Annotated in this window: 19 protein-coding genes; 6 read left to right on the top strand and 13 right to left on the bottom strand. The window is 46.0% G+C overall.

The genetic code is table 11. From position 1 onward, the window contains the following. Nucleotides 1-33: 33 nt before the first annotated feature. Together QMG91_RS13735 and QMG91_RS13730 are read left to right on the top strand one after the other, a co-directional pair. A complete protein-coding gene (locus tag QMG91_RS13735) occupies nucleotides 34-516 on the top strand; it encodes a transcription elongation factor (RefSeq protein WP_281827132.1) in 483 nt (160 codons plus the stop codon). A 69-nt stretch (nucleotides 517-585) separates the two neighbouring features. Further along, complete coding sequence (locus QMG91_RS13730; protein WP_281827129.1) at nucleotides 586-1,332, top strand: YggN family protein; 747 nt, start codon at nucleotides 586-588, stop codon at nucleotides 1,330-1,332. 51 nt (nucleotides 1,333-1,383) lie between these two features. On the opposite strand, the gene QMG91_RS13725 is transcribed toward QMG91_RS13730, so the two are convergent. Next, entirely contained in the window at nucleotides 1,384-3,927 is a 2,544-nt protein-coding gene (locus QMG91_RS13725; RefSeq protein ID WP_022594672.1) for an Ig-like domain-containing protein, read from the bottom strand. A gap of 383 nt (nucleotides 3,928-4,310) precedes the next feature. Here QMG91_RS13725 and QMG91_RS13720 point away from each other — a divergent pair, with 383 nt between their 5' ends. Beyond that, entirely contained in the window at nucleotides 4,311-5,660 is a 1,350-nt protein-coding gene (locus QMG91_RS13720) for a sodium-dependent transporter (protein WP_281827128.1), read from the top strand. Between the two features lie 47 nt (nucleotides 5,661-5,707). Here the strand turns inward: QMG91_RS13720 and QMG91_RS13715 are convergent, their stop codons facing one another. The 5 genes from QMG91_RS13715 to tsaA form a co-directional block, all read right to left on the bottom strand. Continuing rightward, nucleotides 5,708-5,899: a DUF4250 domain-containing protein gene (locus tag QMG91_RS13715; protein WP_022549881.1), complete on the bottom strand. Its 192-nt coding sequence runs from the start codon at nucleotides 5,897-5,899 to the stop codon at nucleotides 5,708-5,710. Continuing rightward, nucleotides 5,900-6,106, bottom strand: coding sequence for a YaeP family protein (locus QMG91_RS13710; protein WP_022549882.1), 207 nt, complete (start codon nucleotides 6,104-6,106; stop codon nucleotides 5,900-5,902). Nucleotides 6,107-6,306: 200 nt separating this feature from the next. Continuing rightward, the gene (locus tag QMG91_RS13705; protein WP_004401620.1) at nucleotides 6,307-6,987 is read right to left on the bottom strand and encodes a tellurite resistance TerB family protein; all 681 of its coding nucleotides are present in this window, start codon (nucleotides 6,985-6,987) and stop codon (nucleotides 6,307-6,309) included. Between the two features lie 151 nt (nucleotides 6,988-7,138). Further along, the gene (locus tag QMG91_RS13700) at nucleotides 7,139-8,854 is read right to left on the bottom strand and encodes a proline--tRNA ligase (protein WP_223096141.1); all 1,716 of its coding nucleotides are present in this window, start codon (nucleotides 8,852-8,854) and stop codon (nucleotides 7,139-7,141) included. Nucleotides 8,855-8,981: 127 nt separating this feature from the next. Then, nucleotides 8,982-9,680 (bottom strand): tRNA (N6-threonylcarbamoyladenosine(37)-N6)-methyltransferase TrmO, encoded by a 699-nt coding sequence (gene tsaA / locus QMG91_RS13695; protein WP_281827123.1) that lies wholly within the window; start codon nucleotides 9,678-9,680, stop codon nucleotides 8,982-8,984. Nucleotides 9,681-9,813: 133 nt separating this feature from the next. On the opposite strand from tsaA, the gene QMG91_RS13690 reads away from it, so the two are divergent. The 3 genes from QMG91_RS13690 (at nucleotide 9,814) to QMG91_RS13680 (ending at nucleotide 12,245) form a co-directional block, all read left to right on the top strand. Beyond that, complete coding sequence (locus tag QMG91_RS13690; RefSeq protein WP_004401615.1) at nucleotides 9,814-10,089, top strand: type B 50S ribosomal protein L31; 276 nt, start codon at nucleotides 9,814-9,816, stop codon at nucleotides 10,087-10,089. After that, nucleotides 10,089-10,232 carry a type B 50S ribosomal protein L36 gene (gene ykgO / locus QMG91_RS13685; RefSeq protein WP_004401614.1) on the top strand — a complete coding sequence of 48 codons (144 nt, stop codon included), beginning with the start codon at nucleotides 10,089-10,091 and terminating at the stop codon, nucleotides 10,230-10,232. Before QMG91_RS13690 ends, ykgO begins: the two co-directional genes overlap by 1 nt. 423 nt (nucleotides 10,233-10,655) lie before the next feature. Next, nucleotides 10,656-12,245: an AbgT family transporter gene (locus QMG91_RS13680; protein WP_004401612.1), complete on the top strand. Its 1,590-nt coding sequence runs from the start codon at nucleotides 10,656-10,658 to the stop codon at nucleotides 12,243-12,245. A gap of 50 nt (nucleotides 12,246-12,295) precedes the next feature. Here QMG91_RS13680 and thiD read toward each other — a convergent pair whose 3' ends face one another. The 7 genes from thiD to QMG91_RS13645 form a co-directional block, all read right to left on the bottom strand. Beyond that, complete coding sequence (gene thiD, locus QMG91_RS13675) at nucleotides 12,296-13,105, bottom strand: bifunctional hydroxymethylpyrimidine kinase/phosphomethylpyrimidine kinase (RefSeq protein ID WP_022549886.1); 810 nt, start codon at nucleotides 13,103-13,105, stop codon at nucleotides 12,296-12,298. Nucleotides 13,106-13,247: 142 nt separating this feature from the next. Beyond that, nucleotides 13,248-14,321, bottom strand: coding sequence for a GNAT family N-acetyltransferase (locus QMG91_RS13670; RefSeq protein WP_281827117.1), 1,074 nt, complete (start codon nucleotides 14,319-14,321; stop codon nucleotides 13,248-13,250). Beyond that, a complete protein-coding gene (locus QMG91_RS13665; protein ID WP_281827115.1) occupies nucleotides 14,315-15,442 on the bottom strand; it encodes an ATP-grasp domain-containing protein in 1,128 nt (375 codons plus the stop codon). Before QMG91_RS13665 ends, QMG91_RS13670 begins: the two co-directional genes overlap by 7 nt. Next, a complete protein-coding gene (locus tag QMG91_RS13660; RefSeq protein WP_281827113.1) occupies nucleotides 15,435-16,691 on the bottom strand; it encodes a F390 synthetase-related protein in 1,257 nt (418 codons plus the stop codon). Before QMG91_RS13660 ends, QMG91_RS13665 begins: the two co-directional genes overlap by 8 nt. Then, the gene (locus tag QMG91_RS13655) at nucleotides 16,688-17,551 is read right to left on the bottom strand and encodes an MBL fold metallo-hydrolase (RefSeq protein ID WP_281827111.1); all 864 of its coding nucleotides are present in this window, start codon (nucleotides 17,549-17,551) and stop codon (nucleotides 16,688-16,690) included. The genes QMG91_RS13660 and QMG91_RS13655 overlap by 4 nt, the downstream gene beginning before the upstream one ends. Further along, nucleotides 17,520-18,506: an NAD-dependent epimerase/dehydratase family protein gene (locus tag QMG91_RS13650; protein ID WP_281827109.1), complete on the bottom strand. Its 987-nt coding sequence runs from the start codon at nucleotides 18,504-18,506 to the stop codon at nucleotides 17,520-17,522. The genes QMG91_RS13655 and QMG91_RS13650 overlap by 32 nt, the downstream gene beginning before the upstream one ends. Continuing rightward, nucleotides 18,503-19,498: a 3-oxoacyl-ACP synthase III family protein gene (locus QMG91_RS13645; RefSeq protein WP_281827108.1), complete on the bottom strand. Its 996-nt coding sequence runs from the start codon at nucleotides 19,496-19,498 to the stop codon at nucleotides 18,503-18,505. The genes QMG91_RS13650 and QMG91_RS13645 overlap by 4 nt, the downstream gene beginning before the upstream one ends. Nucleotides 19,499-19,626: the final 128 nt, after the last annotated feature.

Raw genomic sequence — 19,626 nt, 5'->3', positions numbered from 1 at the left:
TAGCAGTTCATTGGAAACCATAATCAAAAGAATATGAACAAGTCTGAACTCCGACAGGCATTTCTGGTTGAATTGCAACGCACACATCAAACCGCGCACAGCGCTGCGCAAACTGCCATTGATTCTGCGACAGATGAAGAAACCGTACCCGAACACAAGTACGACACTCTGGCACTGGAAGCGGCGTACCTGGCGCATGGTCAGGCGCAGAGAGTGGCTGAGTGTGAAGAAAATATCCGCTTGTACTCAGAACTGATCCTGCGTGAGTATGACGAAGATACACCGATAGGCATGACGGCACTGATCCAACTTGAAAACCGAGAAGGCAAAACTTTCTGGTATTTTATCGGTCCTTCTGCAGGTGGAATGAGCGTTGAGCTTAACGGCGAGCCCGTTGCAGTTGTGACTCTGCAAGCGCCTCTTGGACAAGAATTGAAGGGAAAATACTTGGGGGATGAAGTGTCTCTGCAAGCGGGACACCAGCGAACCGAATACGAAATTGTTTCCCTTATATAACAAACTACTGACATTTTACTCACTCACTTTGCTAACTTGGGCGAAGTAGTGGTCGATGTTGAGGTGACTATGTATAAAAAATGGATAGGATTGGCATTGCTGACAATGAGTACTTACTCACATGCGTCTCAATGCGAAGTAGATGTAGAAAATGAAGTCCATTTGGACGGACATGAAGTCGAAGTATATCAACAAGGTCAGGCGAAAGTTCTGATCGACAAAGACAACAACGTATTCATTAATGGAGAAAAATTGTCACTCAGTGAGTGGCAAGCTCAGGCGGTGGACACTTACCGCGAAAAAATGAACGAGTACGTCCCAAGAGCCAAAGACATCGCCAATAACGGTGCTGATCTGGCAAAAGACATTGTGGATGACGTCAGTGCCAGCTTTGACAATAGCGAAGCGTTTAGCAATGTAAAAACCGCTATTGATGATTTCTATTCAGAGCTGGAGTCACGCTACTATCAGGAAGGCGAGTTCATCCTGAAGGAAAATGCATTCAAAGATGCTTTCAGCAATTGGAAGAAAGACTTTGAAGGTGCCATGCAAACCTTTAATGGTGAGTTTTTCTCGAGCGCTTTTTCAGCGTTGTCGGAAAAAATGAAAACCGACGGTGGCATTAACTTTACCGAAATGCAAAAACAGATGAGTGCTCTTAAAGATTCTTTAAAAGAGAAAATCCAAGGACAGTCTGAAGAGATTCGTAAAGAAGCACAGCAATACTGTGAGCAACTGAAAGACGTGGCAACAGAAGAACAGAAGCTGCATGAGAAGATTCCAGAGTTAAAAGATTATCCGGTGTTTTTAATTTAGGTATGCATAAAGAAGGGGAGCCGATGGCTCCCCTTTGTGTTTGAGTTCGCTTTACTTGCCTGCGTTCAGTTGGTCTAGTTTGTTACCAACAGGGACAGAGAAGTTGAAACCGTCGTGCTGATCCCAGTTAATGGACCAGGTCATCACACCACCGAAGTTCGGGTACAGTTTCGCCGGAACAACAGAACTACACTTAGTGCCCTTAATCAGACAGTCCAGAGCGTCGTAGATGTTTTGAACCGGAGCCTGACCAGAGTTCGCGCTGCTAGGTCCAGATGGCAAGCCAATGGCTACCTGATCGTCACGCAACGGAGCGAACTGAGAACCGTCCGCCAGAGCAAAGCCTTCCACCAGCATCTTCGCTGAAGCCACCATCATATCGACAGAACCTTCAGGCGCTGCACCTGGCATGTAAGGGTTAGGCAAACCGCCATTGTTGTAGAGCTGTACGTGAAGCAGGTCTAGCGTATCGCGTACTTGGTCAATGACCGGAATATACGCACCCCATATACCCGTGTAAGCGACCATTCCGCCCTGTACATAAGGGTGTTCAGGTGCCATGGTCAGGTACATATCTCCGCCTGTATTAGCTTCAATAGCCTTCAGAGCACGACCGAGACGAGCCTGAATTTGGGAGCCATGAACAAGGTTTGACCCGCTTTCTAAGTCTACATCTAGACCATCAAAACCCCACTCCTTGATGATAGCGGTCAGGCTGCTGACAAAGTTAGCTTCATCCTGATCTGTGTTAAGAGTGATGGTGCCTTCTGCACCGCCTAGAGAGAGAACGAAGATCTTACCTTTCGCCTGTAGCGCTGCCATGTCCTGCTTGAACTGAACAGGATCCATTGCAGGGCAGGTGCTGTGAATGTCGCCAGAGTAAAGGTTAAAGTGGACCGTTCCGTCGCTGTTACGATCATTGTCTGCGAACGCGATATCAATGATGTCCCAACGCTCAGACATATCCGCTAGGCGAATTGGGCAACCTGAGCCGTTAACGAAGTTGTGCCAGTAACCAATTAGGTTATGTTTTTTCGCTACCTGCTCGACAGCGCTTACTGTAACACCTGAAGATACCGCACTGTTGCCAGCCGAATCTTTAGCGATAACCGTCAGTGTGTAGCTACCAATGGCTGCCGGAGTCCAGTTTGTGCTGTAAGGCGCAGTAGTATCTGAAGCGATGACTGAACCGTTCACCAGGAAATCAACGCTTTGGACTGTGCCTGTCAGGCTGGTGGCGTCAGCGCTCACTAGCGTTGATTTACCTACTCCAACCACACTGCCGTTTGCTGGTGCCGTTAAGCGGGTAACAACAGGCTGATCGCTAACAGTCACCAAAGCAGAAGCTTCACCCGTTGAACCGCCGTTGTCTGTTGCGACGGCTTTGACCGTTGTCTCGCCAACAGCAGTTGCAGACCAGTTCACAGTGTAAGGCGCTTGAGTATCAACTCCGATGCTGGTGCTGTTTGCAAAGAATTCAACTTGCGTCACTGTGCCGTCTGCATCAGATGCATTGGCGCTGACAGCAACTGTGGATCCTGCAAGGATGACGTCACCTGTCGCTGGTGCAGTTAGTGTTACTTCAGGTGCCGCGCTGCAAGCGCCCAAACCTGTCCACGCTTCCTGCCAGTGCGCACCCACTCCAGGTTCATACGCCCACGCGGAGCTTGATGAACACCATCCTGCTTGGTCACAACGGTATTTCTGGTTATTGTTTTCAACCAGATCGCCGTTTGAGTAGGCTGTCCCAGCTACGTATGGAACAGCATCGGCACAACCACCAGAAGACCCTGAATTCACGTTAACTGTGACTTCCTGACTAGCGGTAGACTGGTTGTCATTGTCCGTTGCTTTAGCGGAAATAACGTGCGTACCCGCAACGGCTGTCCAGTTATGCTCAAATGGTGCGGTGGTGTCTGTTGCAACCAAGGCGTTATCAACATAAAACTCGACTTTCGAGACAGAGCCATCGGTATCAGAAGCTTTAGCCGCGATAGCCAACACATCACCCTGAACTAAGGTTTCTGAGCCTGTCGGAGACGTCAATTGAATGCTTGGCGGAACCAAATCACCCGCAGGGCTTACGCTGATCTGCACGGTGGCTTCGTTTGTTGCGCCCAGATTGTCAGTTACAACAGCAGAAATGGTGTGGCTACCTGTCGTTGTTGTCCAGTCCAGAGTGTAAGGAGCGGCAGTTACAACACCCAGGCTTACACCAGAAAGGAAGAATTCTACCTGTGCGACATTTCCGTCAATGTCTGATGCGTTGGCTTGTAATCCGATTATCTGCCCTGTAGATAGCTGAGCATTGTTCAATGGGGAAGTGATGGTCACTTCTGGCAGTGCATTATAACCACTGCAAGCCCCTAACCATTGCCACTCCTGCCAGTCACCAGAATGGGTAGCCGGCGATTTTCCTTGCGACCACCATCTCGCTTGATAAGCATTGTTTTCAAACTGGACCTTTCCATCTGTGGAATAGGTTGTTTCTGGTTGCCAAACTGGCAAAGCAGTACAGTCGACCGTCGCCGCCTGTACTGAGCCAGCAAGGCTAAGAGCGGACAGAATAGCGCCGCTGATAATTGTCCTTTTCATTTCTTCTCCCGTCATAAAAATGGGGACTGACTGCTCCCCCAGAACTAAAGTGCTTCAATCTACAAACGCAAAAAGCACGAATCTTTCCCTTATTAGATGGATTTTTAAGCAATGTCATTGGTAGGGTTTTGAATTAATTGCAAAACTAGATGGAATATCACAGAGAAATATTCTGCTAACTGGCTATTTCAACAGCTTTACGAGGCATCTCACTTTATTGAAAAGGTTGTTTCTATCTGATGAATAGCCAGTTCTTTTTTACTAGATGAATCGTTTGTTTTGCGAGCTGTTAGCTGGTTAATGATACTGCTATCTCTTGTTATTTGGCGTTGAAAACACTATTGTACTAGTCAACTAGTTCAGAGGTGTGTCAGTAACGAAGTATGGCAAGTACAAGAGAGAATTTTGGGTCGCGTTTAGGGTTTGTTCTAGCAGCGGCAGGAGCTGCGGTAGGTCTTGGAAACATTTGGGGTTTTCCTACTCAGGCAGCAAGTAATGGTGGTGGCGCATTTTTAATGGTCTACCTCATTATGATTTTGGTTGTGGCATTTCCAATGCTTGTGGTCGAAATGGCGATAGGCAGGCACGGTCAGGCTAACCCTGTCGACAGTATGAAGTCGTTAACAGCAAATCCGGCCGGGAAAACTGTTGGTGGGTTAGTCGGCTGGATTGGTCTCAGTGTACCAAGTGCTGTTCTGGCGTTTTATTCCATTGTAGGCGGTTGGTTAATCTGTTTTCTTTTAGGTGCCATCGCTGAGTTATTTGGATTTGTCTCGGCGGCAGAGTGGTTTAAAGGATTCAGTGTAGAACGTAACCTTTTTGGTACCATCACTTTTTACGTTCTTACCATTCTGATTGTTCAAGGTGGTGTAAAACAGGGTATTGAGAAGTGGTCTTCTCGTCTGATGCCTGCGTTGTTTATTCTCTTTGGTCTGCTGTTCATCTATATCATGATGCAATCCGGAGCGATGGAAGGCTTGAAACACTATCTGATTCCAGATTTTGAAAAAGTGTGGGACAGAAAACTGATTCTTGCGGCTATGGGACAAGGCTTCTTCTCGCTAACCATTGGTGGTTGTTCCATGCTGATTTACGGTTCTTACCTGAGTAAAAAAGAGAACCTGCCTAAAATGGCGATGAATGTAACGCTTGTAGATACCGCCGTGGCATTTATTGCTGGTCTTGTTGTTATGCCTGCGATGTTTGTTGCCATGCAGAAGGGGGTGCAAATCTACGCGGAAGACGGCTCTCTTCTGAGCTCTGACACGCTTGTGTTTACGGTATTGCCTCTGATGTTTGAAAGCCTTGGCTTACTCGGTCAGATCTTTGCCATCATTTTCTTCTTATTACTGACGATTGCAGCACTGACTTCTTCAATTTCGATGCTTGAATGCCCTGTCGCACTGGTAAGTGAGAGAATGGATACAGGTCGTAGCCTGACAAGTTGGGTGCTTGGTGGATTAATCGCACTCTTTAGTGTGGTGATTGTCTTTAACTTTGGCGATCTGTTTGGTCTGGTTGCTATGGTGGCAACGCAATATCTTCAGCCGACAGCAGCTTTGATGTTCTGCTTATTTGGTGGTTGGGTGTGGAACCGTCATTCCAAAATTAAGGAACTAGAGCAAGGAAACCCAGACTTCCAGTTAGGTTGGTTTGGTAAGATATGGCCTGCTTATGTGAAGTTTGTGTGCCCTGTTCTTGTTGCTACGGTCATCTGGGCTTCATTCGGTTAATAGAAATTGGAAACAAAAAAACGCCGCTCAAGTTGAGCGGCGTTTTTTTATCTGAACTGACCTGCGTCAGGTAGAAACTCGAAACCAGCCGTTGCCAGTCTCGCTTCCAGTTTGCTTTTATCGATGTCGAAGAAAACGACCAGCTTGTCGAGATCGCCACCGAAGTCGTCGCGAAGTTTCATGTTCACGATACTCATCAGCATGACCGGATCCATATTTTCGTAATTCGATAAGTTCATTTAAGCATCCTCGAAATCGGAGATCAGGAGATTCGCTGCCGCAAATGCCGCTTTTTCACGAACGTCTTTTGGAAGGTTAGAGTCTGCTGCGATGTCATTGAGTGCTCGAATAGAGCAAGCGATGGCTTTAGGCACATAAGCTTGGTCACCACTGCCTATCTGCGCATACATTTCACGAATCATTTCGCAACAATCGAATACTTTCATAACAACTACCTAGAAAAAGGAAAACTGCGGTCAATATACCGAGATACCCAGGTGACCTCAATATACAAAAAAACAAACTCAAAACATGAGTTTGTTTCAGCGCAAGATGGGGAACAGGTTGGTGCTTATTTAAGCGCTCAATTAGGAAGAATAAAGCTCAGGTGGCTCCGCAATGAGGGAACAAAGCCACCTGAGAAAACTTAACGTTGTACCTGAGCTTCGAGTTGTTGCACAAGCTCGTCAGCAAGACCAAGCTGATTAGCGAGTTCTTTGAGATAACTCTTTTCCATAAAGTTCTGATCATCGACGACTAGAAGCGATGCTAAATATACTTCAGCTGCTTGTTCTTTGTGGGATACTGCTAACGCAATTTCAGAAGGATCCAGAGGTTTATTCAGCTCAGCTTGAACGAGCTGTTGAACGGATTCGTCCGCACCTAATTCAGCAACGGCTTGCTGGATCTTTTGTTGTTCATCAGCATCGACATGACCATCGGCTTTCGCTGCGGCAATCATGGATTTCAAGATCAAAATACTGTGTTGATCTTCTGAAAGCTGAGGAACGGAAGGAGGTGGGGAAGTATTCCCTGACTGGCTTTTCTGCCAGTCGTTGTAAACTTTAAAAGCAAGTGCTCCAAGGGCGGCGGCGCTTCCTACTCCTAAGGCTTTCTTCCCCATTTTGCGGGATTTTTTGGAACCCATTAGCAAGCCGATTAAACCACCTCCTACTGCACCAGCTCCTAATGTCGCTAATTGGCTTTTGTCTTGCCCAAACTGCTGCGCACTTTTACCGAGACTTTGCGCAGTGTTCCCTAGGCTTTGACTACCTTGCTTTAACACATCAGAATTCAGTGCTTGGTTTAACAGACTTTTGAGATCCATACTCACCTCCGCTTTAAAGGACTGAGCCAGAGTACGCTCGGCAATATGAATGAAAGATGAATATGAATCTGTGAGGAGCCAGAGAGTGGATTCAGAAATAAAAAAAGAGCAACTCAGTTGCTCTTTTTTGGATTAAAACTGTAGAGAGGAGTTAAACCAGCTGACCCTTAACGTGGTCTACAATATCAGCCATGGCTACAGGCGTCTTGTCACCTGTGCGGCGGTTTTTGTATTCGAAGTTGCCTTCGTCCATGCTACGGTCGCCAATTACGATAGTGTGTGGGACACCAACCAACTCCATATCAGAGAACATGACGCCAGGGCGTTCTTTACGATCGTCAAAGAGTACTTCAATACCTGCTGCGGTTAATTCAGCGTACAGTTTTTCAGCGGCTTCTTTCACACGCTCAGATTTGTGCATGTTCATAGGAACGATAGCTACCTGGAATGGTGCAATCGCGTCTGGCCAGATGATGCCGAACTTATCGTGGTTCTGTTCGATAGCGGCAGCAACAACACGTGTTACACCAATACCGTAACAACCCATCTCCAGGATGACGTTTTTGCCATCTGGACCAAGTACGCCACAGTTCATCTTCTCAGAGTAGTTCTTACCTAACTGGAAGATATGACCGACTTCAATACCGCGCTTAAGCTGAATGGTACCTTGACCACATGGGCTAGGGTCGCCTTCAACTACGTTACGCAGGTCTTCAATCTGACCAAGCTCAACGTCACGACCCCAGTTGATACCGAAGTAGTGTTTGTCATCAATGTTTGCACCAGCGCCAAAGTCACTCATTACGGCAACGGTACGGTCAACAATGAACGGAAGTTTTAGACCTACAGGACCAAGTGAACCAGGACCTGCACCAATCAGTGCACGAATCTCTTCTTCTGTTGCCATTTCAAGTGGAGAGGCAACCTGCGCTAGATTTTCAGCCTTGATTTCGTTTAGCTCATGATCGCCACGAATGATCAGCGCGATAATGTCGGCGTCTACTTCGTCAGAGGCTTTAACGAACAGAGTTTTCACTGTCTTCTCGATTGGCAGTTCAAACTGCTCTACCAACTCAGCGATGGTTTTCGCGTTTGGCGTATCGACCAACGTCATTTCCTGAGTTGGTGCTGCTAGCTCGGTTGTTGGAGCGAGTGCTTCTGCTTTTTCGATGTTTGCTGCGTAATCCGACTCAGAAGAGAAAGCGATCAGATCTTCACCACTTTCCGCCAGTACATGGAACTCGTGAGAACCATTACCACCGATAGCACCAGTATCAGCAAGAACCGGGCGGTAGTTAAGACCCATACGATCAAACGCTTTGCAGTAAGCATCATGCATAGCGTCGTAAGATTGTTGCAGACCGTCTTTATCAATGTCGAAGCTGTACGCATCCATCATTGAGAATTCGCGTGAACGCATGACACCAAAACGTGGGCGTCTTTCGTCGCGGAACTTGGTCTGAATCTGGTAAAGGTTTAGCGGAAGCTGCTTATAGGAGTTCACTTCGTTACGCACAAGGCTAGTGATCACTTCTTCAGCTGTTGGGCTAAGTACAAACGGACGTTCATGGCGGTCAGTAAGGCGAAGTAGCTCAGCGCCCATTTTCTCGCTGCGCCCTGTCTCTTCCCATAGTTCAAACGGCTGTACAACGGGCATCAAAGTTTCAACTGCACCTGCATTGTTGATTTCTTGACGAACGATGTTTTCGACTTTACGCAGTACACGAAGACCAGTAGGCAGCCAGGTATACAAACCTGAAGCCAGCTTACGGATCATACCTGCACGTAGCATGAGCTGGTGGCTCACTACTTCTGCGTCGTTTGGGGTCTCCTTCAGAGTAGAAAGAAGATAGTTACTGGTACGCATTCAATTTATCCGTTTATTAAAGTTAGCTACTCAAGCCAGAATGGGCAGGAGTAAAGAGTCCCTATTCAGGGAGGTTGGGGCTGTCAGCCCGAATCAAGCCGCTTATGATATCAGCCAAATGTGATTGTCAAAAGTGTTCAATTGCCCGAACTAGCACTAAGTTGTCGCTGACCGAAAATTTTACATTCAAATCGAACAAATTTACTGCGTATTCTTTGCTGTCCGGCTTGTTTTTCTTGTAAGCCGGTCTCGGATCCTGCGCTAACACTTCGGTTATGACATTCACAATTTGAGTGCGGTTCGGGTGTTTATCTAGTGCCTCGTATACGGCAGGCAAAAAACTAACCTCAAATTTACTGGGCGCTTGTTCCGCATACCCTCCCGTTGCGTCAGGGATAGAATCGGAATACGGAATATACGGTTTGATATCGATGACAGGTGTGCCATCTACCAAATCAACACTGCCCAGATCCAAATAGACCTGTTCACCTTCTTTTACAACCCCTTTTAATTCGACCGCTGACATGCCAATACCGTTTGGTCTAAATGTGGCTCGTGAGGCGAATACCCCGATTCTGTCATTGCCCCCCAACCTTGGAGGGCGAACCGTTGGCTTCCAACCTGCGGTTAAATTTTGGTCAAACAGAAATAACAGCCAAATGTGGCTGAATTGCTCAATATCTCGAACAGCTTCTGGAGAATTCGCTTCTCCCGTTAATTTGATTCGTGCTGTTGAACTTGGCGCAAGCCTTGGCTGACGAGGCACGGCAAACTTTTCTTTATAGGGAGATTCTATAAAACCTATAGGAACGATGGAGTGTGTCATGAATGGGAATCGGTGCTCAAAACAGACTAATTAAGCTGACGATATCATAAAAAATACTTGCAATCTTAAGTGATAATCGTTATCAATATGCACTGTTATAACATAACACTAAGTTTTTCGGAGTTAACTTAAAATGAAACCGGGTATTCATCCTGAATATAGAACTGTCGTATTTCATGACACGAGTGTAGATAAGTACTTTTTGATCGGCTCGACGCTGCAAACAGATCGCACGATCGAATGGGAAGACGGTAATACTTACCCATACTACACCTTGGATGTTTCTTCTGAGTCCCATCCTTTCTACACAGGCAAACAACGTGTGGTTAATAAAGAAGGTCGTGTGGCTAACTTTAACCGTCGCTTTGGCGGCATGACTTCTAAGAAAAAAGAAGAGGCAAGTGAATAATGAAAGTACTAAGTTCCCTAAAAAGCGCTAAGCAGCGTCACCCAGACTGCCAGATTGTTAAGCGTCGTGGACGTGTTTACGTGATTTGCAAAACCAACCCTCGTTTCAAAGCGGTTCAGGGAAAGGTTAAGAAGCGTAAGTAAACAATCCTTATAGCAGGTCGTTTAAGTTTTTAAACGATAAACGGCTTAAAAAATCGGTCTCAGATGCTTTCTGAGACCGATTTTTTTATGTCTGAATTTTTTCAGAATTTAAACAGCAGTTGCGTAACATTTATTGAGAGCCTAACTGGTTCATTCCCATTGAATTCATACTGTTCGTTGCTGGGTAAAAAACAGTAAGTAGAAATGTGCAGAGTTTCATAATTGTGTATTTTATATGTCGTAAAGTATAAATATTTTGGATTATTTGTTTATATAAAATCGTGAAACTGGTTTTAAATTTGTTACATATTTACCATTTGTAACATTTATGACTTTAAATTACTCTCTATGTGACGTAATCTCCGCCTGCTTTTTTGATAGGTACGTCAAACAAAGCGAGGAATTACTACAAGGAGGGAACAGATGAGTTCATCTGCTTCAAATACACAATATCCACCTAAAAAGTCGTTATTTACACGTTTTCTTGATGGTGTGGAATATTTGGGGAATCTATTGCCCCACCCAATCACTCTATTCGCTATTTTCTGTGTTGCTATTCTGGTTATGTCCGGTATCGCAGGGTACTTTGAAGTCTCTGTTGTCGATCCGCGTCCAGAAGGAGCAAAAGGTCGTTCAGCAGATGGCATGATTCAGGTTGTCAGCCTGTTGAATGCTGAAGGCTTGCAGTTGATCGTAACTAACCTTGTGAAAAACTTTGTTGGTTTTGCACCGCTAGGTACCGTATTGGTAGCTATGCTTGGTGTAGCGATTGCTGAACATTCTGGTCTACTTTCTGCAGCAATGCGCGGCATGGTAATGGGTGCTTCTAAGCGCATGGTAACCTTTACGGTTGTTTTTGCCGGCATCATATCCAATACCGCTTCCGAACTTGGTTACGTTGTTCTGATTCCACTGGCAGCGATGCTATTCCACTCTTTGGGTCGTCACCCATTAGCGGGTCTGGCTGCGGCATTTGCTGGTGTATCTGGCGGTTACTCTGCGAACCTGCTGATCGGCACGGTTGACCCACTTCTTTCAGGTATTACTGAAACAGCAGCACAGATGATCGACCCTACTTACACAGTAGGACCTGAATCAAACTGGTATTTCATGTTTGTTTCTACCTTCTTCATTGCTATCACGGGTGCTTTCGTAACTGAGAAGATTGTTGAGCCTAAGCTAGGCAAATACAATTCTGAAGAAGCGTCTGAAGATCTGTCTAAAGATGAAATGGGTAAACTGACTGCTCAGGAAAAGAAAGGCCTGAAACTTGCTGGTCTTGCAGTTCTTGTAGTGAGCGGTTTACTGGCGTGGACTATCGTTCCTGAAAACGGTGTACTTCGCAACCCGGTTACAGGTGAAGTAGCTGGCTCTCCATTCCTGAAGAGTATCGTAGCGTTTATCTTTGTTTTCTTTGCAATTCCAGGTTTTGTTTACGGCAAAGTCGTGGGCACAATGAAAACGGATCGCGATGTGATTGATGCCATGGCGAAGTCTATGTCTTCTATGGGCATGTACATTGTGCTGGTGTTCTTCGCGGCTCAGTTTGTTGCTTTCTTTAAGTGGACGAACTTTGGTCAGGTATTCGCAGTTGCGGGTGCAGACTTCCTGCAAAGCATTGGTCTGACTGGTCCTATGCTATTCTTCGCCTTCATTCTGATGTGTGGTTTCATCAACCTGATGATTGGTTCTGCTTCTGCTCAGTGGGCGGTAACAGCACCTATCTTCGTTCCAATGTTGATGCTGGTTGGCTACGCGCCAGAAACCATTCAGGCGGCGTACCGTATTGGTGACTCGACCACTAACATCATCACTCCAATGATGAGTTACTTTGGCCTGATCCTGGCGGTTGCAACGCGCTACATGAAGAACTTGGGCATCGGTACGCTGATTGCGACCATGTTGCCATACTCAATCTGCTTCATCATAGGTTGGAGTATCCTGTTCTACGCTTGGGTATTCGTATTTGGCTTGCCTGTTGGACCAGGTGCAGCAACATACTATACGCCTTAGTCGTTAGATGATTAAAGAAAGCCGAAGCTTATGCTTCGGCTTTTTTGTTTTTAATCGGTATAGAAATGGTGAACGGGTCCGCGACCGTTTCCTACTTCCAGTTCATCAGCATGAGCAATGGCTTTCGTAATGTAGTTTTTTGCCATGCTGACAGCCTGTTCCAAAGGCTGACCCTGAGCCAGATAAGAGGCAATCGCAGACGAAAGCGTGCACCCAGTGCCGTGAGTGTTTTTGGAAGCGTGACGTTTTGCGCTGAATCGCGATATCTTTTGGGAGGTGATGAGTAGATCGGTACTGCTGTCGTCCGTCTCTAGGTGACCGCCTTTCAATAAAATGTTTAAAGCGTCAGTGGCTTTTAATGCATCGGTCATTGCTACCATATCGTCTTCATTATCTGGAAGGTCTAACCCAGTTAATACTGCTGCTTCAGGTAAGTTTGGCGTGATCAAGGTTGCGAGAGGAATCAATTCTTGCTTTAGGGTTTCAACCGCACTGTCTTCTAATAATTTATCCCCACTGGTTGCAACCATCACTGGGTCGACAACCAAATATTGAGGCTGGTATTGACGTAATCGCCGAGCGACTGATTTGATGATCTGAGCGTCGTTCAGCATGCCCACTTTCACTGCAATCACATTGAGGTCGCTAAACACCGAATCGAGCTGTTGTTCAACAAACTCGACAGGAACGGAATGTATTCCTGACACCCCTTGAGTATTTTGAGCTGTCAGAGCAGTGATCACCGAACACGCATATCCCCCCGTAGCCGAGATAGATTTGATGTCAGCTTGGATGCCTGCGCCACCACTGCTGTCTGAGCCAGCGATCGTTAGCACAATAGGTGGAGAGGGTTTAAACATGGTGACTCCTCTTCAAAGACGCTCATTTGAAGTAAATGATAAAACTAATATAAAGCGATTCCTGGAAAATAAGAAGACTATTATTTGACCAGTTTTGAGGTTGTAAAAGCATAGGGAAGTGCGACTGAGTGAGTACCAAGAGCTATAGCCGATACTTCTGTAGAATTGGCTTGTATACCGTTTTAGTGAGAAACGACAGTACTCTCCACACTAGCCTTTTGTAGGGATTGAGATGTCGGGTGTATACATAAGAATATTCAATTTCTGGTTTGGCTCGTCGGTTGGCTTTGAAACTGGGGGCACCTGAGCTCATATTGAAATTGAGATTTCGCTCTCTGGCATATTCAATCGTGAATATCGATATTCGACGATAAAGCCCCACTTTTGATGGCTTCTTGACGTCATATCCAAATATCGGACAAGTCATGTCTCCGTCGATTACAACAAGACCTAACGTAGCCACCATTTCATCTTGGTAAAATAACCCGAATAACGTAACCAGTTTGTGTTGAACGGCGTGATACATATATTCGGCTGAAAACTGAATGTTGTGCTGGCTGTACTTATCGAGATACAAAACGTCATACAACTGCTTTGCCTGATGGCATTCATTCTGAGTTTTCAATAGTCTGAATTGCCAGCCTTTCTCTTCTAAAAGCTTTCTATCCCTTTTAATGTCAGTGCTAGGAATGAAACTTTGCCAATCACAATGCAAGTAAACTTGGCGAGTCGCGACAGCTAGCCAGCCATCGCGCCTCGCATTTTGAAGGATTGAACTATGCTGCACGTTGTTTAATGATCGCAGAAGTAGCGCTTTGTCTGGGTGCGCTGCGATTGCTTTTATTCTAAGTTCACTAAGGTGAATGGTGTTCCAGTGTGAGCTGTACATATTGGTAGAAAGGCATTGATTGTTGAGTATTTGGACCTGATTCAGCCCAGCCCATTCCAATGGTTTGGTCAGAGCCTTTAACAGTACAGAACTGAGTATTCTGAGCAGGGGATTTTGGAGCTTTGGCAGTTCGTCTTCACCGTACCCAGAAATCAATGTAAGAGGCGAAACCGCGTAACAGTTGTTGTGCACTGGCAAAGAAACCGTGGCTGGAACGAACACACCGTTGACGTCGTAGTTTATGAATTTGGCGTTGCACTGCTGAATCATGTCTGGTTCAGCCATTAATTTTAAAAAGCGCTGGTGCCATTCATTCGACGTTAGCATGCATTCTCCCCATCCCATTCGATGTCGAAAGTCGTTGCAGCAGAGAGGGTGCGCTTTTGTTTAATCGCGTTATAAATCAGTTCAGAATGCACAAACAGTGGTGCCAAGCCCGAAATTGGATAGCGTTTACAATTGATAGCGCAACGCGTAGTGCGGTAATCGTGCCAGCTTTTCTTCGAGGTCAGAGTGCTAAGTCCATCGGATAACAGCATGACCGAACCTAGATGTTTAGGAGCAGATTTGTGATTAGATGACCGTATAAATCCATCTTCCCCCCAATCTATTCCTTCTGCCACAAGGTGTAAGCCACTGGTTGCTCTTGGGTTACATTCGATGACATACAAGTCGCCTTCATCTTCCATAAAATCGAAAGAAGCTTGCCCGTGAAATTGGTGCCGTTCTCCAAACGTTTCAAGAAAATGTTGAATTCGCTTATCCGCTATCGGTTCAAAATAGGAAGCAGCCGATTTGTTCAGGCAATAGCGTGGTAAGTAGCTTTGGTGAGCAATGAGCTTTCCGTGCGAGAAAAGAGCGTACAGACAAATGGCTTTTCCTCGCAGCTTTTGTTGTTGAACCCAGGGAATACGGTCCGATACTTCGATGCCTGAAATCGCCTCTTTGGTTACGTCTCTGATGATCTCCTCGCCAAAGCGAGAGTAAACAGGTTTGAGTATGGTCTCTGGGCTTATTTCAATCTGCTGCTTTGCCGTGACCATATTTGTATCGGGAAGCTTGATTTCAGGAAGTCCTTCCAGAACCTCAAAAATTCGCTTTTTATTGTGCAGCGCATGCAGCAGATCTAAATCAGCCAGAACCCAATCGACATCAGGGCGCTCAGCTTTTATTTGAGCAAGGTAAAACACTTCTTCACACGTAGGAATCACCATGTCGATGTTGTGAACGTCAATGATTTGCAAAACAGCCTCTTTGTAGTCAGAGAATGCCAGTCTTGGCGGCGGCGTTCGCAAATACCCTTGAGTGCCTTTTAAAAAGCGGGCTAATGGATAGCGGCTGCAATCTGTCATGAACACCTGATGACCCTGACGCATTAATGCGCGCGCCCAGTCGACAGCTACAGGTGCTCTGGCTCCGGTAACTAAAACTCTTTTCGTATCAGACATATTGGTTTACCACTCTTCGCTGTTTATTCGCTGGTGTCCAGTCGGGCGGGGCACCAAATTTAAAATTCACTTCATCAAGCTGAAGAGTTAGAAATAGCTGCTTCAGCGAGTTGCAAATTGCTTCATGCCACTTAGAGTCGCACTCAATGGTTACTTCACTTCGTGCAGATTGTGTGATTCGGTAATCAACTCGTTCACAGCAATTTAAGGTGACAGCGCGGTAAATCAAATCGGGTAAAACAGGGGTTGGCATAGAGTTCCTCGGCAGAAGAAGTTTGTCTCCACTTCTGCCGGCAATTGCTCCAATGGGTTCGAAAATGCCTTCGTCCTCTTTGGCTTCTATGATGTCATCCAGTTGGTATCGAATAACGGGTTGGGTGCGCCTACGGAAGTCGGTAATGATAGGGCTATAGTGTGTTTTTTCTTTGTTTAACCAGTGCTTTTCGATGTAAACAATGTCCTGATTCCAGCGCATTTGACCATTGCTGTCAGTGCAGCCTAAAAAGCCTTCAGTGCATTGGTAGACTTCGTGCAAATCAGCGTTGAATCGGTTTTCGATGAAAGCTCTATCAGATGGTGTGAGCACTTCTGCTCCGGAAATGATGCGTTGTGGGTTCATTGCCGGTAACCCAAAAGTACCGCTGAACTCTGCACACAACTGCAATGCCTGCGCACTCCCTACCAGAAGAGAGGGCTGAAACTCATCGAGCTCTTTTATCCATTCATCCGTTGGCTTCATCAAATCAGCGAAATAGAACTGGATGGGGCCTCGGTTTATGGTGCTATAGAGTGGGCTGTTGGCTCTGAGCGCAAGCGCGATACGGTGTTTTTGCCAGACATTAGGCAGGAGTTTTCCAAGAATGTTACCTGCCCACATTTGCCTTTCATGGTTATTCGCAAGAAAAAGCCCACGCTGCCCCGACGTACCGGATGAAAGCCCGACGGTAATATTCCCAACTTTGGATTGATTAAACTGGCGTGAAGATTCTGCCTCTAGCGCCCGCGTCATAAGGTCTTCACCTTTTAGCCTTTCCGTGTTTATTTTCGACAGGTTTTCCATCATGAAACTTTTGTTTATGACAGGAAAAGCATCCAGCGGCAGCCCTTTTAATGGCGAGTAAAGAGGAGAGTTATCGCACACCCAGTTCAGGTGGCGTTGCAAACGGTTCTGTTGCCACTCTTCTACTTGTTCCCGGGATTTAAATTTTGGGTAGCGAGCCTGAACATAATGGCGAAGAAGGGTGATCATGATATCCACCCTTCTGCTTTGAGGCGATTAATGGTGTCAGAGCAATGAGATGGAACCAGTTCGACAACATCGCTCAACTGGTCATGACATTTTCTGAGTTCGTGCAGGATTCGCTTATAGGCTTTCACATCATCACACAGCATATTAGCAAGCCAGTGTTGATCAATTCGGTCTGAAAGGCTTTCAATCAACCAGCAGGCATCAGCCAGCAAAAATACCCACTTGCTTTCCAGCCTGGCAAGCAAGCCGACTTGCCCGGCAGCGTGACCGGGAAGGTCGACCAGATACATCGAAGCGTCGCCAAACAAATCCAGACAATGCAAATCAATCCCCTTTGCTTGCGGGAAAATAGTATTCAGTGGAATCGAATAGTCTGAATGAAACTGAATGTTCTTTTTGACGTGCTCAGGAAGGAGCTTTTTTAAATACCCTTTGCGAACTCCACCCATACGGCTTGAATGTACAAGAGCATCAAGACCCCGCGGATCACAGTGAATGGGGCAATGCTCAAACTCACTGATAGCCGCGATGTGGTCGGCATGAAAGTGAGAAAGCACCACATGTTCAATGTGACTTTTCTGAATGCCTTCTTTTTCAAACTGCTCAAGAATGCCATCTCCGTGATTGAAGTGACAAGGTGTAGTCCACGCGTAAAATCGCTCTGGAAATGGTCGGGTCTGCTTAAAAAATTCCTGATGGTAACCCGTATCGAACAGGACGTATCCATGCTCTGGATGATGCAGCAATGCCACTGCCGCAGGAAAGGCTCGCGGTTTCAAACCACTGCCCGGTTTCACCACAAAGCCTGGGTGAACGCAGTGACCGCCTTCATACAATCTGATTTTCACGCCAACTGACATAACGTTGAATCCCTTCTTTTATTGATATTTTGGGTTGGTATCCGAGTAGTGCTTTCGCTCGGTTGATATCCAGAGTCTGATGATAATGGAATAATCCAGCGGAGTAGCGCGTGATTTTTGGCTCTGGTCGATTTGGAAGTTTATCTCTGACCCATTCACTGAACGTCAGGATGGATAAAAGAATTGGATACGGTAGCCTTTTCATTTTTATCGTCATGTTACTTTGGCTGAAAAGCTCAGACAAAATATGTTCAACAGGCATAGGTTGATCATTACTTATGTTTAGGAGAGTACCTGAATCGATTTGCTCGGCTTTTTCACAGCTCAACAAAGCCGCTTCGGCAACGTTATCTACGTATGTCAGATCCAGAACCGGATTACGACTTGAAGGCAGCAACAGAGTTTGACCCCGAATAGCGTTCATTACCCTTGGCACTATGGATCGGTCGTTAGGACCAAATATGCCTCTTGGCCTTAAGATGACACTGTGAACAGGAGAAGACTGCACAAGCTGTTCTGCCTGGTACTTGGTCTTCGCATAGTCGTTACAAAACTTGCTGGCAACCGGGTCAGACTCTTTAATTGACCAGCGATCGGTTTCATCAAAATAGACGCTGGTGGTGGAGATGTGAATAAAGGTTTTAACCTGTGCTTCTGTAGCCGCTTCTAGCAGGTTTTGTGTGCCAGCAACATTCGCCTGATAGAACTCTTGGTAGGTTCCCCAAGGGCTAGAAAGCGCGGCAGTATGAATAATGGCATCCACATTTTCACATGCGGCGCGCAAAACCGCTTTGTTGGACAAGTCCCCAATATGAGCCGTTACCCCATATTTTTGAGTGAGGTTTTCTGCAATGGTTTGATTTCTTCCAAGGAAAGACAGATCGTGTTGTTGGTGGTACATACGCAAGATAGCACTACCCAGCATGCCTGTTCCCCCAGTGACCAATATTCTCATAACTCTATGACTCCCATTCCTAAAGAGAGACCAGCGGCAGAGCCAGCGAGCAAAACCTTTTCACCACTTCCCGCTTTCTCTAGGCGAAGTAAGTGCAGGTTAATGGGGAGTGATGCGGCCACCTGATTGCCTAATTCACGGAAGTTGTTGACGATTTTTTCCGCGCTAAAACCGGTGAGTTTCGGCAGCTTTGCCATGCCATGATGACTGGCTTGGTGCGGAAGAAAGTAAGCAATGTCGCTTTGGGTAAGCCCAGCGTTGGCTATTCCACGTTTCAAAAACTCAGGCATGACGTTAACAATATGTCTGAACAGGGATTTACCATCCATTTCAAATTGGCAGGCAGCTAGGTATTCAGAGTGAGAGACTTTATGTGGATTGACATGGCTGCCACCCCCCTTAATCTGGCAACATTCATAGCCTTCATGATGTGTTTCGAACAATGCGCCGTGCAAGCCATAACTGAGCTCCGAAGCCTCCAGAAGGTATGCGGCCGCTCCGTCTGAAAATAGGGTTGCCACTTCAGGTTTGGGCTTTTTGAACTTGTTTAAGGTGATCCCAGATCCCAGCTCACTTGTTACGACCAAAACCCGTTGATGACGTTTAGCCGCAAAAACACATTGGGCATAATCGAGAGCAGACAAAAATGAAAGACAGGTGCTATTGATGTCTAAACTTGTGATTGAAGGTGGGGCTTTGAGCTCTGCCAATACCGCGGCAGCATCATAGGGTAGTGATTGATGGTGGGTGCCACTGGCGTAGATGAGTAAATCGATGTCAGAAAGCGAATAAGGACTCTGTTTTAAGCACTTAAGAATGGCTTGTGTGGCCATGAATATTGCGCTTTCTTGTCCTGATGCGATATAGCGCTTTTCTACTGCGAACTTTTTCTTGCTGGTTCCCTTACTTAAACCCAGGTAGACATCAAAGTCTTCCGCGATCCATGGGTACTCAGGGAGATATATGTCACTCGAGACAATCCTAAAAGCCATATTGTTATCCAACTTTCCATTGCTGTTCTTTTTATAGTAATAAAACAGTGTTCAAAATAAAAGAGCCTTTGACGGATAAATTATCATCAAGAAAGTTAATATCAGATAACTATTTGTTATTAATCTCT

The sequence above is a fragment of the Vibrio nigripulchritudo genome (assembly GCF_027924785.1).
Classification (GTDB): domain Bacteria; phylum Pseudomonadota; class Gammaproteobacteria; order Enterobacterales; family Vibrionaceae; genus Vibrio; species Vibrio nigripulchritudo.
The sequence above is the reverse complement of the archived record's forward strand: the minus strand, read 5'-3'. Positions and strand labels throughout refer to the sequence as shown.

Bases quoted from the DNA above. Each gene is read 5' to 3' on its own strand.
- QMG91_RS13690 (WP_004401615.1), top strand. From the start codon at position 9,814: ATGAAACCGGGTATTCATCCTGAATATAGAACTGTCGTATTTCATGAC.
- QMG91_RS13665 (WP_281827115.1), bottom strand. From the start codon at position 15,442: ATGTCTGATACGAAAAGAGTTTTAGTTACCGGAGCCAGAGCACCTGTA.
- QMG91_RS13725 (WP_022594672.1), bottom strand. From the start codon at position 3,927: ATGAAAAGGACAATTATCAGCGGCGCTATTCTGTCCGCTCTTAGCCTT.
- QMG91_RS13670 (WP_281827117.1), bottom strand. From the start codon at position 14,321: ATGCTAACGTCGAATGAATGGCACCAGCGCTTTTTAAAATTAATGGCT.
- QMG91_RS13730 (WP_281827129.1), top strand. From the start codon at position 586: ATGTATAAAAAATGGATAGGATTGGCATTGCTGACAATGAGTACTTAC.
- QMG91_RS13720 (WP_281827128.1), top strand. From the start codon at position 4,311: ATGGCAAGTACAAGAGAGAATTTTGGGTCGCGTTTAGGGTTTGTTCTA.
- QMG91_RS13705 (WP_004401620.1), bottom strand. From the start codon at position 6,987: ATGGATCTCAAAAGTCTGTTAAACCAAGCACTGAATTCTGATGTGTTA.
- QMG91_RS13650 (WP_281827109.1), bottom strand. From the start codon at position 18,506: ATGAGAATATTGGTCACTGGGGGAACAGGCATGCTGGGTAGTGCTATC.
- QMG91_RS13660 (WP_281827113.1), bottom strand. From the start codon at position 16,691: ATGATCACCCTTCTTCGCCATTATGTTCAGGCTCGCTACCCAAAATTT.
- thiD (WP_022549886.1), bottom strand. From the start codon at position 13,105: ATGTTTAAACCCTCTCCACCTATTGTGCTAACGATCGCTGGCTCAGAC.
- QMG91_RS13655 (WP_281827111.1), bottom strand. From the start codon at position 17,551: ATGTCAGTTGGCGTGAAAATCAGATTGTATGAAGGCGGTCACTGCGTT.
- ykgO (WP_004401614.1), top strand. From the start codon at position 10,089: ATGAAAGTACTAAGTTCCCTAAAAAGCGCTAAGCAGCGTCACCCAGAC.
- QMG91_RS13680 (WP_004401612.1), top strand. From the start codon at position 10,656: ATGAGTTCATCTGCTTCAAATACACAATATCCACCTAAAAAGTCGTTA.
- QMG91_RS13700 (WP_223096141.1), bottom strand. From the start codon at position 8,854: ATGCGTACCAGTAACTATCTTCTTTCTACTCTGAAGGAGACCCCAAAC.
- QMG91_RS13710 (WP_022549882.1), bottom strand. From the start codon at position 6,106: ATGAAAGTATTCGATTGTTGCGAAATGATTCGTGAAATGTATGCGCAG.
- QMG91_RS13645 (WP_281827108.1), bottom strand. From the start codon at position 19,498: ATGGCTTTTAGGATTGTCTCGAGTGACATATATCTCCCTGAGTACCCA.
- QMG91_RS13715 (WP_022549881.1), bottom strand. From the start codon at position 5,899: ATGAACTTATCGAATTACGAAAATATGGATCCGGTCATGCTGATGAGT.
- tsaA (WP_281827123.1), bottom strand. From the start codon at position 9,680: ATGACACACTCCATCGTTCCTATAGGTTTTATAGAATCTCCCTATAAA.
- QMG91_RS13735 (WP_281827132.1), top strand. From the start codon at position 34: ATGAACAAGTCTGAACTCCGACAGGCATTTCTGGTTGAATTGCAACGC.